This is a genomic window from Streptomyces sp. NPDC100445 (assembly GCF_044759735.1).
Lineage (GTDB): Bacteria > Actinomycetota > Actinomycetes > Streptomycetales > Streptomycetaceae > Streptomyces.
Window position 1 is genome coordinate 107,734 of sequence record NZ_JBIVZV010000007.1, and the last position, 13,015, is coordinate 120,748.

Here is a 13,015-nt window from a genome sequence, read left to right on the forward strand (position 1 = left end):
GCCTCTTGGTCTAGACCGCCCGCCGCGGGCTGCTACCGTCGGCCCCGGACTGGCTCGACCGAGAGGGGACCACGGTGGCACAGGGCGGCAGGCCGGGCAGACGCCGGGCGTTCATCGGCTCGTTCACGGCGGCGGGCGGCCCCGGATTGGTGACCGCCGAGGTCGCACCGCACGGCGGCGCCCTCACCGTCATCGCCACCACCGACGACGTACCCGACCCCTCCTACCTGGCCCTGTCCCCGGACGGCGCCACGCTGTACGCGGTCAGCGAGACGGCGGAGGGCGCCGTCGCCGCCTACCGCGTCACCGGGGACCGGCCGGAACCCGTCGGCGCACCCGTGCCGGTGGACGGCAGCGGCCCCACCTACCTCGGCCTGTACGCCGGGCACGTGCTGACCGCCAACTACGGCTGCGGCAGCGTCACCGCCGTGCCGCTGCGCCCCGACGGCACCCTCGCGCCCAAAGCCTCCGGCCGGCTCCAGCACACCGGCTCCGGCCCGCACGACCGGCGCCAGCGCGGCCCGCACGCCCACCAGGTGCTGTCCGACCCGAGCGGCCGGTGGGCGGTCAGCGTCGACCTCGGCACGGACTCGGTCCGCGTGTGCACCCTCGCGGGCGGAACCCCGGCCGTGCACCGCGAGACCGCCCTGCGCCCCGGTTCCGGCCCGCGCCACCTGGCCTTCCACCCGGACGGCGAGCACGCCTACGTCGTCAACGAGCTGACCCCTACCGTGACCGTGTGCCGCTGGGACGCCGCGACCGGCTTCCTGAAGCCGCTCACCGAGGTTCCCCTGCTGCCGGGCGCTCCGGCCGGGGACGCCTACCCCTCCGGGATCGTGGTCTCGCCCGACGGCCGCTTCGTGTGGACCGCGACCCGCGGCGAGGACGTCCTGTCCGTGCTCGCCGTCGAGGCCGACGGCCTCCGGCTGACCGGCACGGTGCCCTGCGGCGGGCACTGGCCGCGCGACCTCACCGGACACGACGGCTACCTGTACGTGGCCAACGAGCGCTCAGGGGACGTCACCTGGTTCACCGTGGACGAGGCCACCGGCCTGCCCCGCTACGACGGCTCGGTGCGGGTCCCCGCGGCCTCCTGCGTCGTCTTCCGCTGAGCCCCTTCAGCTCCTTGAGTCCGCCGGGCACGGCGAAGGGCCCGTCCCCGATCCGGGGCGGGCCCTTCGCCGTACGAACGCGGGCGGGTCAGCGGACCGGCGCGCCCTGTGCCTGCTGCGGGGCGATGCCCAGCGCCGTCGTGTACTTGGCGAGGGCCAGCTTGCCGATCGCCGGGTACGCGCCGAGCGCCTCCGCCGTGGCGCAGCCCGCCTCCGCGGCCGCCTCCGCCGTCAGCGCCGGGTCGATCTCCGGGCCGATCAGGTAGGGGGCGAGGGCCAGCTGGTGCGAACCGGAGGCACGCAGCTGCTCGGCCACCGAGGAGATGGAGCCCTCCTGGTCCAGGGCCGCCGCCATCACCGGCACGGCCAGGCGTGCGGCGAGCAGCATGCCGGTGATGCCGGCCGCCTGCACCGCCTCCTCGCCGCCCACCGACGCCAGGATGATGCCGTCGGCGGCCGTGGCCACCGTGAACAGCCGGGCGCGGTCGGCGCGGGCGAGCCCCGCCTCGGACAGCCGCACGTGCAACGCCTCGGCGAGCAACGGGTGCGGGCCGAGGACGTCGGTCAGCTCGGCGGCGACCCGGCTCTCCATCACGGCCTGACGGATGTGACGCAGCAGCGCGCCGTCCGGGCCGGCCAGCAGCGGGACCACGACGGCGACCGGCCCGTCGGGCTCCCGGACCCCCTCGACCCCGGCGGCGACGGCCCGCTCGTAACGCGCGGCGCGCTCCTCGGCGGCGCGCGCCAGCACGGTGCTGAGCGTGGTGAACTCCGAGTCGTCCCCGTCGAGGTAGCCGATCCGGGCATCCAGGCCGGGCAGCTCGGAGCGGGCGATGCTCACGACCTCCTCGGCGAGGCCGCGCGTGGCGGCGCTGGGCACACCAGGCACCGCGAGGACGAGCGCCGGCGCGCCCTCGGGAGCCACCAGCGGTTCCGGGCGGCGGTGGCGTCCGGGCTGGCGGGGTCGCGGCATTCGTACGGGCAGGCCGGACGCGGGTCCAGTGGGGGAGCTCATGGCGCCGAATGTTACTGGCTTATCGGGCTACGCCGTTTGGGGAGGGTACAGGTGAGCGGTATCCGTCCGGTTTTGTCTGATGAGTTACGTACGGCTGACCCCAGTTCGGGGCCCGCCCGGCGCGTCACGCGCCGCGACCGGCGACAAACCGCTGGTGAGCGCCGTGGACCGCGCACCCCGACCGTCCCGGGTCTCCGGGCGTCCCTCCGTCCCTCACGGACGGCGGACCACGCACAGCATGGCCGTTCCGGTGGGCAGGGGGAACCGGTCCGCCGCCAGCGCCCCGGCGATCCGCACCGAGCCGTCCAGCGGGTCCCCCTCGGCCGGCACCCGCCGGGCGTGCGGCAGCCTGCCCGCCAACTCCTCGCCCAGCGGTACGAGGAGCGGATCGCCCATGGAGAACAGCCCACCGGTGAGCGCCAGGCCGGGCGTTCCGTCGGCCGGGCACACGGCGGCCGCGGACTCGGCCATGTGCCGGGCCGCCGCACGCAGGATGTCCGCGGCGACCGGGTCGTCCGCGGCGCACGCGGCCACCCGCGGTGCGAAGGAGGCGAGCACGGCGGGCCGGTCGGTGCGCGGGTAGAGCATGCCGGGCAGCCCGCGCACCTGGCCGAACTGCCGTTCGGCACCGGCCAGCAGGGGCGCTGAGCCGCCGTCGCGGCCGTCGTGGGCGCGCAGTGCCGCCTCCAGGCCGGCCCGGCCGATCCAGGCCCCGCCACCGCAGTCGCCCAGCAAGTGCCCCCAGCCGTCGGCCCGCCGCCACTCCCGCAGGTCCGTGCCGACCGCGATCAGCCCGGTACCCGCGGTCAGCACCACGCCCGGCCGCGGCCCGAGGGCGCCGACGTACGCGGTGACGGCGTCCGCGGCGAGCGCCACGGTCCGCACCCCCAACTCCCGTGCGAGGGCGTCGGGGAGTTCGGCGCGCAGCGCGTCACCGAGGGTGGCGAAACCGGCGGCGCCGACCACGACCGTGTCCAGCTCTTCCACTCCCGCCTCGGCGGCCGCGGCGCGGGCCGCCGGCAGGAGCAGCTCCATGAGGTGACCGGGATCGATGCCCCGCGCACCCGTGCGGACCGGTTCCCGGACCTCCCGCCGGACCGGGGACTCCCGCCCTGGGACCCCGACGGCGACCCGGAGGCCGGAACCGCCGGAATCCACGGCGAGGAACCCCGGTGGCGTCACGGCAGGCGCCAGTCCACCGGCTGGCCGCCCTGCCGCATCAGCAGGTCGTTGGCGCGGCTGAACGGGCGCGAGCCGAAGAACCCGCCGTCCGCCGACCTGGGCGAGGGGTGCGCGGACTCCACCGCCGGCAGACTGCCCAGCAGCGGACGGGCGTTGCGGGCGTCGCGGCCCCACAGGATGGACACCAACGGCTTGCCACGTGCGGCCAGGGCCCGGATCGCCTGTTCGGTGACCGCCTCCCAGCCCTTGTCGCGGTGCGCCCCGGGCCGGCGCGGGGCGGTGGTCAGCGCCCTGTTGAGCAGGAGCACGCCCTGGCGCGTCCACGGGGTGAGGTCGCCGGTGGACGGCTGGGGGAGCCCCAGGTCGGTGTTCAGCTCGCGGAAGATGTTCAGCAGACTCGGCGGCAGGGGACGCACCTCCGGGGCGACGGAGAAGGACAGGCCCACCGCGTGTCCCGGGGTGGGGTAGGGGTCCTGACCGATGATCAGAACCCTTACCTCGTCGAAGGGTTGCTGGAAGGCCCGCAGGACGTCCGGGCCGGCCGGGAGGTAGGTGCGTCCCGCGGCGATCTCCGCGCGCAGGAAGTCGCCCATCTCGGCGATCCGCCCGGCGACGGGTTCCAGGGCCTTCGCCCAGCCCGGTTCGACGATCTCATGCAAGGGTCGTGGTGCCACGGGCGTCACCCTACTGCCGTACGCCCACCGGACATCAACCGACGGCCTGAGCACCACCCGCGGGCGCCCTTCCCCACGCCCACCCGACGACCGCGACGGCCCCGAACCCGACCCCGCCCGCGCACTCTGCGTCCCGCAGCCTCGACCGCCGTCACCCCGAACCCGATTCCGACGCCCGCCGTCGAGCCCGGTCCCTGCCTGTGGGGACCCGTCCCCACCTGTAGGTCACCGCTCACCCCGACGTCACCCCGCGCGCGCCCCCTCCGCTCATCCGCGCCCACCCATTGGTGAGCGACGCGCGATGTCCCCGAAGAGCGGTGTTCAACCGATCACCGCCGCCCGCACGCACAGCACGTCCGGCAGGTGCGCGGCCAGCAGCCGCCAGCTGTCGCCGTCGTCGGCCGACGCGAAGACCTCGCCGTTGCGGTTGCCGAAGTACACGCCCGCCGGGTCGGCGTCGTCCGTGCACAGGGCGTCCCGCAGCACCGTGCCGTAGTGGTCGTCCCCGGGCAGCCCCTCGGTCAACGGCTCCCACGTGCCGCCCGCGTCCGCGGTGCGGAAGACGCGACAGCGGCGCCCGGCGGGCACCCGGTCGGCGTCGGCGTTGATCGGGAAGACGTACGCCGTGCCGGCCCGGCTCGGGTGCGCGGCGACCGCGAAGCCGAACGTGGACGGCAGGCCCTCGCCGATGTCGGTCCAGTGCCCGGCCCCGTCGTCGCTGCGGTACACCCCCCAGTGGTTCTGGAGGTACAGCCGGTCCGGGTCGCCCGCGTCTCTGGCGACCTTGTGCACGCACTGGCCGAACTCCGGGTTCGGGTCGGGCAGGAAGACGGCCGACACGCCGGAGTTGGACGGGGTCCAGCTCTCCCCGCCGTCGCCCGTGCGGAACACCCCCGCCGTCGACACGGCCACGGTCACCGCCCGCGGGTCGCGGGCGTCGGTGAGCACCGTGTGCAGGCCCTCGCCGCCACCGCCCGGCACCCACTGCGAGCGGGTCGGGTGCTCCCACAGCGGCCGGACCAGCTCGAAGCTCTCACCCCGGTCCACCGAGCGGTACAGCGCCGCCGGTTCCGTGCCCGCGTACACCACGTCGGGCTCGGCGGCGGCCGGGTGCAGCTGCCAGACGCGCTCAAGGGAGGCGCCGGTGTCCCTGGGGAACCGCACGGCCGGCCGCGCCGGTTCGGTCCAGGTGCGGCCCAGGTCGTCGGAGTGGAACACCGACGGCCCCCAGTGCGCGCTGTCACCACCGGCCAGCAGGCGTGGCAGGGAATCCCGGGTGTCGATCGCGACCGAGTACACCGCCTGCGCGTTGAAATAAGGGCTCTCGTCGAACTCCCAGGGGCCGCCGCCCCGCTTCCGCCCGATGAACAGGCCTTTTCGGGTGCCCACCGCGAGCAGTGTCTCGGCCATGCCGATCACCTCCGGGACGTCGTCGTCCAGGTAGCCGTCAGATATCGGCCAGTGTGCACCCTGCCACTGACACTCTCCCCCGTGGAGCCGTCACCGCAGGTCACGGTCGTGTCGCCGGCCCGGGTGGCGGACCGGCCGGGTCCGTTGCGGGATGCGCCTGCGCGGGAGGGGTGTCTCGTGCGACCGTCGAGGAGACGGCTCGTCGTGAGCAACGGAGCGACCTCTCCCGTATGGGAGGGCGTTCCGACCGGTCGGTGCGCTCGTGAGGAGGACGCCCTTGAAGGCGTTCCGTGGTCCGAAGGTGTGGCTGTGGCGCTGGCGGCGCAACCCGCTCAAACGCCGGGCCGACGTGCTGGAGGCGTGGGTGGTGCTCGGTACGCTGCTGCTGACCGTCCTGGCCGGGGTACCGGCCGGCCTGGCGGGAGCGCGCTCGGTGGAGCGCGGACTCGCCCGCGAGCGCGCCACCTGGCGCCCCGTCGTCGCCCGGGTCACCGGCCGGGTCCCGGCGCCGTCCCGCCCCTCGGGCAGACACCCGTCCGCCGGGGAACGGAGCTGGGCAGCGGTCCGCTGGGCGACGGCCGACGGCCTCGCCCGCACCGGCCGGGTCCGGGTGGAGCCCGGCACCGCACCGGGCACACGGGTCACCGTCTGGACCGATCCGCGCGGCCGGCTCGTCGGTCGTCCCACGTCCGTGTCGGAGGCCGCTTTCCGGGCCACCTTGATCGGGCTGCTGGTCGGGGTGAGCGCCGCCGCCGTCCCGCTCGTCGGCGGTCTCGCCGCACGGTCGCGCCTGGAACGCCGCCGCCTGGACGCCTGGGACACGGAGTGGGCCCGGCTCGGCCCCCAGTGGGGGCGCACGGTCTGATTCCGGCGGGCGAATTCCTCCCGCTCCGGCAGCGGCAGCGGCGGCGGTGGGGCCGGGTCCCCCCTTACTTCAGGGCCGCCAGCACCTCACGGCACAGCCGTACCAACTCCTCGTCCGCCGGAACGTCCGACAGAACCTCCGCCGGAACGCCTGACGGGACCCCATACGTCACGTCCGCCGGAACGTCCGCGACCCCCTCCGCCGGGGAGTCGGCGGGAGCGTCGTACCCGACGTACGGGGCTTCCCCGACGGTCAGATGGCGGCGTGGGGCGGCCAGTTCCGAGGTGACCAGGTCGCGGAGCGGCGCGGCGGCGGGGCCCATCGCGGTGAGGCAGCGGGCGATGGGGAGCCGGGTGCGCGGGTCCGCCACCCACAGGTTCCGGAACACGGGCCGGGCGTGGCCCGGGTCGGCGGTGACGCGCCACAGCGCGCACGCGGCCGCTGCCCGTTCGGCCGCCGTCCCCGACCGGACCAGCCGGCGCAGTCCGGGCAGCGCGGGGCGGGCGGCCGGCCCGAGCCTGCCCAGCGCGTGGACGGCGTGCCGCCGGGCCACCGGGTCGGTGCGCCTCGACTCGCGGACGAGGACGGGGAGTACGGCGTCCACGTCCCCGTCCGCCGACCACAGGGCGCCCGCCGCGACGGCCGCGTGCCGGGTGTCCAGCAGGCGGCGCAGCAGCGGACGCGCGTGCGCGGCCGCCCCGAGGTCCGTCAGTGTCTCGACGACCTGGCCGACGACCGCGTCCCGCGCTCCGGTGGTGCCGGGCGCGTCCGACAGCAGCCGTAGCAGCTCCGGCACCGCTTCCGTGTCGCCCAGCGCCCCGACCGCCGCCAACAGGGGGGCGGCGAGCCGGGCGGTGGTGGGGGAGTCGAGCGGTATGCGGCCGAGCCGGTCCCGCAGGCCGGGGGCCAGGGGGGCCGCGGCCCGGCCCAGGCAGGCGACCTCGAAGCCGAGGCCCATGGGCGCCGAGGGACCGGCCAGGAGCTGCGCCAGGACCGGGACGGCGCGGGGATCACCGCTCCTCGTCAGGGCCTTGAGCGGGCCGCCCAGCGTCGGCGGACAGCGCTCCCAGCGGTGTGTCCACAGGCCGGGCCGGGCGGCCACCAGCGCGTACAGGTCGTCCGCGGCGGGCGCCGCCAGGGCGAACAGCTCGGCCAGCACCGAGACGGCCGCGTCGAGCAACCGGTCGTCCTCGGTGTCCAGTTGGGCGCCGAGCAGCCGTACGACCGCGCTGTGGTCGCCGCGCCAGCCGCGCAACAGCCCTGCCGACATCCACACCGCGTTGCACCGGTCGACCGGGTCGGGACTGGTCAACTGCCCGGCGAGCAGGGCCCGCCGGTCGTCCACCCGGTCACCGAGCGCGCCGTGCAGCGTGCGCAGCAGCGCGGCGCCCTCCTCGTCGGAGGGCCGCAGTCGGCGTATGCGCCCCACCAGGCTGTCCGGGCCGCGGTGGTCGCGGGTGGGGGCGCGCCGCGCCGACCGCTGCCGTGACAGGCCTATCGCCGTCGGCACCAGGCCGGCGGGGAGTCGGTCCGGCGCGTGGAGCGCGAGCTGTCCGAGTGCCGCGAGCCGCAGCGCGGGCGAGGACGGCGGCCCGCTGTGTTCGGCCAGCAGGGCCACCGCGGCGTCGGCGTGCGCGGGGTGGCGGTGGGCGAACAGGCCGAGGGCCTCCGTGAGGGCGAGCAGGACGCGCTCGTCCCGTTCGCCGCGCAGCCGTTGCCGCAGCAGCTCCAGGGTCCGGGGCGGCTCGTCCAGGAAGCGCACCGCGGCGCCTGCCGCCGCCCGGCGCACGGCCCGGTCCGGGTCCGAGGCGAGCCGCGCGAACGAGTCGGCCCCCGCGCGGACCGCCTCCCGGCCCCGCCGGTCCCCGCCCCCGCCGACCCTGCCGTCCCCGCCGACCCCGCCACCCCCACCGCCCACGCCCGCCGTGAGGTCCCCCGAGCCCCCGAAGCCCCCAAAATCCCCGCAGTCACCGGTTGTCCCGATGCTGACCAGGAGCTCCACCAGGGACCCCCGGTCCGGCACCTCCGGGCGGGCGGCGAGCGCGAACAGGAAGGGGACGCAGGCCAGCGTCGAGTCGTACACCCGGCCCTGGTGGTGCACCGCGCCGTACAGCCCGTCGAGCGCGGTCGCCCGCTCGACGGTGTCCGTGGAGGCCAGCGCCCGTAACCAGCGGGGCACGTCCTCCGCGCTGCCGTGCGCGTGCCGCAGCGTGGCCCAGTCGACCTCGTCGATCCCCGTGAACACGTTGTCCTCCCCAGGCGAGCGCCCTTTGATCGCGAGTGTGCACCACGGCACCGACAGCGGTCCGGATGCGAATGCTGACTGTGTGCGATCCGTCGGCGGTCACCGGCCACGCGGGCGAGGTCGTCCGTGCCCGCGCGGGAGGGGGTCAGTTCCGGCCGGGGAGGGCGCGCTCCAGGATCGCGTCGAGGTCGGTGCCCGCGGGGAGCGTGCCGAAGGAGTGCCCCCAGTCGCCACCCAGCCGGGTGGCGCAGAAGGCGTCCGCGACCGGCTGCGGGGCGTGCCGGACGAGCAGCGACGCCTGGAGCGCGAGCGCCATCCGCTCGACCAGCCGGCGGGCGCCCGCCTGCTCCGTTCCGGCCAATTGGTCCTTGAGCGCGGTCACGGCCGTGTCGAGCCGGGCATCGGCCCCCCGCGCGAGGGCGAGTTCGGCGAACAGGGCCTCGGCGCTGTCCGGTTCCCGCCCCAGGGCGCGCAGCACGTCCAGGGCGTTGACGTTCCCCGACCCCTCCCAGATCGACAGCAGTGGGGCCTCCCGGTAGTGCCGGGGCATGCCCGACTCCTCGACGTACCCGTTGCCGCCCAGGCATTCCAGGGCCTCGGCGGTGAAGGCCGGGCCCCGCTTGGTGACCCAGTACTTGCCGACGGCGGTGGCGATGCGCCGGAAGGCCCGCTCACCGGTGTCCCCGCGCACCGCGCGGTCCGCCGCACCGGCGAGCCGCAGCGTGAGCGTAGTCGCCGCCTCCGACTCCAGCGCGAGATCGGCCAGGACGTTGCGCATCAGCGGCTGGTCGAGCAGCCGGGCGCCGAACGCGCTGCGGTGGCGGGTGTGGTGGCCGGCCTCCACCAGCGTCTTGCGCATCAGGGTCGCCGAGGACATCACACAGTCGAGGCGGGTGCAGTTGACCATCTCGATGATGGTCTTCACGCCCCGACCCTCCGGCCCCACCAGCCAGGCCACGGTCCGGTCGAACTCCGGTTCCGAGGAGGCGTTGGACCGGTTGCCCAGCTTGTCCTTCAGGCGCTGGATGCGGAAGGTGTTGCGGGTGCCGTCGGGCAGGACGCGCGGCACCAGGAAGCAGGAGAGCCCGCCGGGGGCCTGCGCGAGAACCAGGAAGACGTCGCACATCGGGGCCGACGTGAACCACTTGTGCCCGCGCAGCGTGTACACGCCCGGTTCGCCGGTGGGTGTGGCCGTCGTGGTGTTCGTGCGGACGTCGGAACCGCCCTGCTTCTCCGTCATCCCCATACCGGCGAGCAGCCCCGGTTTCTCGGTGGGGATCCGCAGCCCGGGTTCGTACTCCCGGCTGGTGAGCAGCGGTTCGTACACCTTGGCGAGATCCGGCTGCGCGCGCAGGGCGGGGACGGCGGCGTACGTCATCGACGTCGGGCAGCCGTGCCCGGCCTCCGTGTGTCCCCAGACCAGCCCGCCCGCGGTCCGCGCCACGTGCGCGCCCGGCCGGTCGTCGCCCCAGGGAGCGCCGGCCAGGCCCTCGGCGACCGCGGTGCGCATCAGGTGGTGCCAGCTGGGGTGGAACTCGACCTCGTCGACCCGGTGGCCGAAGCGGTCGTGGGTGCGCAGCACCGGTTCGTGCCGGTTCGCCAGCTCGCCCCATTCCTGCGCCTGCGCGCTGCCGGCCCGCGCTCCCAGCCGCCGCACGTCCTCCTCCGCCCAGCCGGCGCCTTCCCGGTGCAGCCCCTCGAGCAGGGCCGCGTCCTCGGCGGCGTCGTAGGGGGCGAGGGGCGGGGGCTGGTTGGTGACGTCGTGCGTGGCGTACGCGGGGTGGGTCTCCGTCGGAGGCGGGGGAGGCGCGGGGGGCCGGGACGGCGGCGTGGACGGTGACTGCTGCGGCTGCGCGGAGATCGAGGCCATGACAGCATGTTGCACTCTTCCTGCGGCTGTCGCAATATCGCAACAAGGAGGGTCCACGTACAGTACGGATCCATGCGCACGAACGTGTCGACCGAGCCGGATCGCAGTGGCCTGCGGCCGTTGTCCGCCCGGTCGGTCGTCCTCAGCCTGCTGCTCGGCGCGCACCCGGCGGAGCTGCCGGCGCGGGACCTGGTGCGGCTCGTGGAACCGTTCGGGGTCGGAGGCTCCACGCTGCGCGCCGCGCTCAGCCGGATGGTCGCCGCCGGTGACCTGCGGCGCACGGACGCCGTCTACCGGCTCAGCGACCGGCTGCTGGCCCGGCAGGGCCGTCAGGACGACGCGGTGCACCCGCGCACGCGCCCGTGGGACGGCGACTGGGAGATGGTGATCATCACGGCGACCGGCCGCGGCCCCGCCGAACGTGCCGACCTGCGCGCCCGGCTGGCCGCCCTGCGTCTGGCCGAACTGCGTGAGGGCGTGTGGCTGCGCCCGGCCAACCTCGACCGTCCCCTGCCGGCCGGCCTGCGCGAGGTGGCCCTGACGTACGGCGCCCGGCCCGAGGAGCCTGCCGGCGACCTCGCCGCGCGGCTCTGGCCGCTGGCGGAGTGGTCGGACGCGGCGCGCTCCCTGCTGGCCCGTGCGACCGGCGCCGACCGTCCGGCCGACCGCCTCACCGCCTACGCGGCGGCCGTACGCCACCTGCTCGCCGACCCCGTGCTGCCGCCGGAGCTGCTGCCGGCCGACTGGCCGGGGGAGTCCCTGCGCGCGGCCTACGCCGCCTACCGGAGGGAACTGGCGGGGGCACTGGGCGGACGGCGCGAGGAGCGGAAACGCTGAGGGGCGTCACCGGTGCCTGCCCTCCGGGGGCGCCGGTGACGCCCCCGGGAGCTCAGCCGGGGCTCACTTGTAGGAGATGTCCGAGCCGGAGTACTTGCAGTACGTGCCGTCGGGTCCGGAGCCGTTCGTGGTGGGCTCCTTGCCGGTGTTGTTGCCGGTGTACTTCTGGCAGGGAACGATCTTCTTGCCGGTGTCCCCGACGATGGTGATGTTCTTCAGGGTGGCGCTGTCGCCGTAGTTGGTGTTGATGCCGACGAGCTTGTTGCCCTTGTAGGTGGCCTCGATGCCGCTGAGGTTGATGGTGCGCTTGTACTGCGTCTTGCAGTTGCCGCAGGACCGGGCGAAGGTGCCGAAGTTCTTCACCGCGAAGTCGGAGACGTTCAGCGTGCCGGCGCCGTTGAACTGGAAGACCTTGTCGCTGGCCTCCTTCGCCCCGCCGCCGCTCACGGTGTAGACGTTGGACGAGGAGGAGCCGAGGAAGGTGGCCGCGTCCTCGCCGACGTCCTCCCACCACACGTTCTGGAGCGTGCAGCTGCCCAGGCAGTGGATGCCGTCCGCCGCCGGGGCGCCGATGACGACGTTCTTGACGACGGCGCCGGGGGCCAGTTCGAGGATCGGCCCCTGGTCCTCGTCCTGGCTGTCGGAGCCGAGGTCGCCGCTGCCGTACAGCCGCTTCATCCCGAAGTCCTTGGTGCCGGACACCGAGATGGTGGAGGAGACGGCCTGGCTGCCGCTGGGCGTCGGCCAGGTCGCCGCGCCGGCCGACGCATTGAATGTCAGGATCATGCCAAGCGTGAGGGCGAGTGTGGCCACTCCGCCCAGCAGGGTGCGTGGGGAGGTGCGTGAGGTCATGTCCCGCTGCCTTCTTCCGAGTGGGGTCGGACAGGTAGGTGAAGCGCTGTCATGGATACGAATGTGAGGCGCGCTCCCAGGGACCGCCGGTGCGGCTCGACGGTCACATCGATGAACGGACCGTAGACGGTAAGCGCTTTCTGGTCAACGCCTCCCGCAGCCGCTCGCGTCGGCGGGACGGGTGGCGCCCGCGGGGTCCGTGTCGTTCCCTGGAAGGAGGACGTCCGGTGGGAGGGCGTCCCGCGGTGGCGGGTGCCGCGGCGCGGGCGCGGGAAGGTGCCCGGAGAGGAGGGCGGCCGTACCCGGGAACGTTGGGGTGTTTCCGGAGCAGAAGCGAGTTCCCCCCGGGCGGGGAGGGGATGACCGACGCGGTCATGGGAACCCGGCGGGGCATACGGGACGAAATCACCCCGAGGAGAGTCATGGCTGAGCAGAAGTCGTCGTCGGTCCTCACGGCGCCCCTGCGCGGCGCGGCCTCGGTACTGCGCAAGGTGCCCGGCGCCAAGACGGTGGGCAGGGCGGCGGAAGGAACCCTCGGCAAGGTCGGCGCGGTCTCGCCCCGCGGACGCCGCGTCGCGGTGTACGCAGGTGCCGGACTGCTCGGCGCTGCCGGCGTGGTGGAGTGGCCCGTGGCCCTCACCGGCGCGGCGGTCGCCTGGTTCACCCAGCCCCGGCCCGTCGCGACCGACGGTGGACAGGGCGGAGCCGACGTGCCCGCGCCGCCCCCCGAGCCCGCGCACGACCTCGGCACCGCGGCACTCCGCTCCGGCGCGGAGGACCATGGACCGGCGGAGGGGACAGCGGCGGGGAGCGGCGGTACGTCCGCCGAGGCGGGGGAGACCGGCGGCGGGGCGTCCGCTCCGGTGGAGGCCGCCGGCGAAGACGCTCCGGCACCCACGTCGTCCCCCGGGCCCCTCGGCCCGACCGCGCGGCCCGACCGCACCACGCTCTGA

At 75.2% G+C, this 13,015-nt stretch carries 11 protein-coding genes; 4 read left to right on the forward strand and 7 right to left on the reverse strand.

The window, feature by feature from the left end:
* Positions 1-74: 74 nt before the first annotated feature.
* On the forward strand, positions 75-1,112 hold the full coding sequence (locus ACIQVT_RS18655; protein ID WP_403754345.1) for a lactonase family protein: 1,038 nt from the start codon (positions 75-77) through the stop codon (positions 1,110-1,112).
* An 88-nt stretch (positions 1,113-1,200) separates the two neighbouring features.
* Here the strand turns inward: ACIQVT_RS18655 and ACIQVT_RS18660 are convergent, their stop codons facing one another.
* The 4 genes from ACIQVT_RS18660 to ACIQVT_RS18675 all read right to left on the reverse strand — a co-directional run bounded on the left by ACIQVT_RS18660 (position 1,201) and on the right by ACIQVT_RS18675 (position 5,393).
* Positions 1,201-2,127 (reverse strand): sirohydrochlorin chelatase, encoded by a 927-nt coding sequence (locus ACIQVT_RS18660; RefSeq protein WP_403754347.1) that lies wholly within the window; start codon positions 2,125-2,127, stop codon positions 1,201-1,203.
* 213 nt (positions 2,128-2,340) lie between these two features.
* Positions 2,341-3,162, reverse strand: a complete 822-nt coding sequence (locus ACIQVT_RS18665) for an N-acetylglucosamine kinase (RefSeq protein WP_403754350.1) — start codon at positions 3,160-3,162, stop codon at positions 2,341-2,343.
* 143 nt (positions 3,163-3,305) lie between these two features.
* Positions 3,306-3,983, reverse strand: coding sequence for a uracil-DNA glycosylase (locus ACIQVT_RS18670; protein ID WP_403754353.1), 678 nt, complete (start codon positions 3,981-3,983; stop codon positions 3,306-3,308).
* 321 nt (positions 3,984-4,304) lie between these two features.
* Complete coding sequence (locus ACIQVT_RS18675) at positions 4,305-5,393, reverse strand: WD40/YVTN/BNR-like repeat-containing protein (protein ID WP_403754356.1); 1,089 nt, start codon at positions 5,391-5,393, stop codon at positions 4,305-4,307.
* 277 nt (positions 5,394-5,670) lie between these two features.
* Between ACIQVT_RS18675 and ACIQVT_RS18680 the strand changes: the two genes are divergently transcribed.
* Positions 5,671-6,258, forward strand: a complete 588-nt coding sequence (locus tag ACIQVT_RS18680; protein WP_403754359.1) for a hypothetical protein — start codon at positions 5,671-5,673, stop codon at positions 6,256-6,258.
* A 64-nt stretch (positions 6,259-6,322) separates the two neighbouring features.
* Here the strand turns inward: ACIQVT_RS18680 and ACIQVT_RS18685 are convergent, their stop codons facing one another.
* Together ACIQVT_RS18685 and ACIQVT_RS18690 are read right to left on the reverse strand one after the other, a co-directional pair.
* Positions 6,323-8,503, reverse strand: coding sequence for a HEAT repeat domain-containing protein (locus tag ACIQVT_RS18685; protein WP_403754362.1), 2,181 nt, complete (start codon positions 8,501-8,503; stop codon positions 6,323-6,325).
* Between the two features lie 145 nt (positions 8,504-8,648).
* Positions 8,649-10,373: an acyl-CoA dehydrogenase family protein gene (locus tag ACIQVT_RS18690; RefSeq protein WP_403754365.1), complete on the reverse strand. Its 1,725-nt coding sequence runs from the start codon at positions 10,371-10,373 to the stop codon at positions 8,649-8,651.
* A gap of 72 nt (positions 10,374-10,445) precedes the next feature.
* Between ACIQVT_RS18690 and ACIQVT_RS18695 the strand changes: the two genes are divergently transcribed.
* Positions 10,446-11,210 (forward strand): PaaX family transcriptional regulator C-terminal domain-containing protein, encoded by a 765-nt coding sequence (locus tag ACIQVT_RS18695; RefSeq protein WP_403754368.1) that lies wholly within the window; start codon positions 10,446-10,448, stop codon positions 11,208-11,210.
* 63 nt (positions 11,211-11,273) lie between these two features.
* Here ACIQVT_RS18695 and ACIQVT_RS18700 read toward each other — a convergent pair whose 3' ends face one another.
* Complete coding sequence (locus ACIQVT_RS18700; RefSeq protein WP_403754371.1) at positions 11,274-12,062, reverse strand: pectate lyase; 789 nt, start codon at positions 12,060-12,062, stop codon at positions 11,274-11,276.
* Between the two features lie 422 nt (positions 12,063-12,484).
* Here ACIQVT_RS18700 and ACIQVT_RS18705 point away from each other — a divergent pair, with 422 nt between their 5' ends.
* Positions 12,485-13,015 (forward strand): hypothetical protein, encoded by a 531-nt coding sequence (locus tag ACIQVT_RS18705; protein ID WP_403754374.1) that lies wholly within the window; start codon positions 12,485-12,487, stop codon positions 13,013-13,015.

Bases quoted from the DNA above. Each gene is read 5' to 3' on its own strand.
- ACIQVT_RS18660 (WP_403754347.1), bottom strand. From the start codon at position 2,127: ATGAGCTCCCCCACTGGACCCGCGTCCGGCCTGCCCGTACGAATGCCG.
- ACIQVT_RS18665 (WP_403754350.1), bottom strand. From the start codon at position 3,162: ATGGAGCTGCTCCTGCCGGCGGCCCGCGCCGCGGCCGCCGAGGCGGGA.
- ACIQVT_RS18675 (WP_403754356.1), bottom strand. From the start codon at position 5,393: ATGGCCGAGACACTGCTCGCGGTGGGCACCCGAAAAGGCCTGTTCATC.
- ACIQVT_RS18690 (WP_403754365.1), bottom strand. From the start codon at position 10,373: ATGGCCTCGATCTCCGCGCAGCCGCAGCAGTCACCGTCCACGCCGCCG.
- ACIQVT_RS18695 (WP_403754368.1), top strand. From the start codon at position 10,446: ATGCGCACGAACGTGTCGACCGAGCCGGATCGCAGTGGCCTGCGGCCG.
- ACIQVT_RS18700 (WP_403754371.1), bottom strand. From the start codon at position 12,062: ATGACCTCACGCACCTCCCCACGCACCCTGCTGGGCGGAGTGGCCACA.
- ACIQVT_RS18705 (WP_403754374.1), top strand. From the start codon at position 12,485: ATGGCTGAGCAGAAGTCGTCGTCGGTCCTCACGGCGCCCCTGCGCGGC.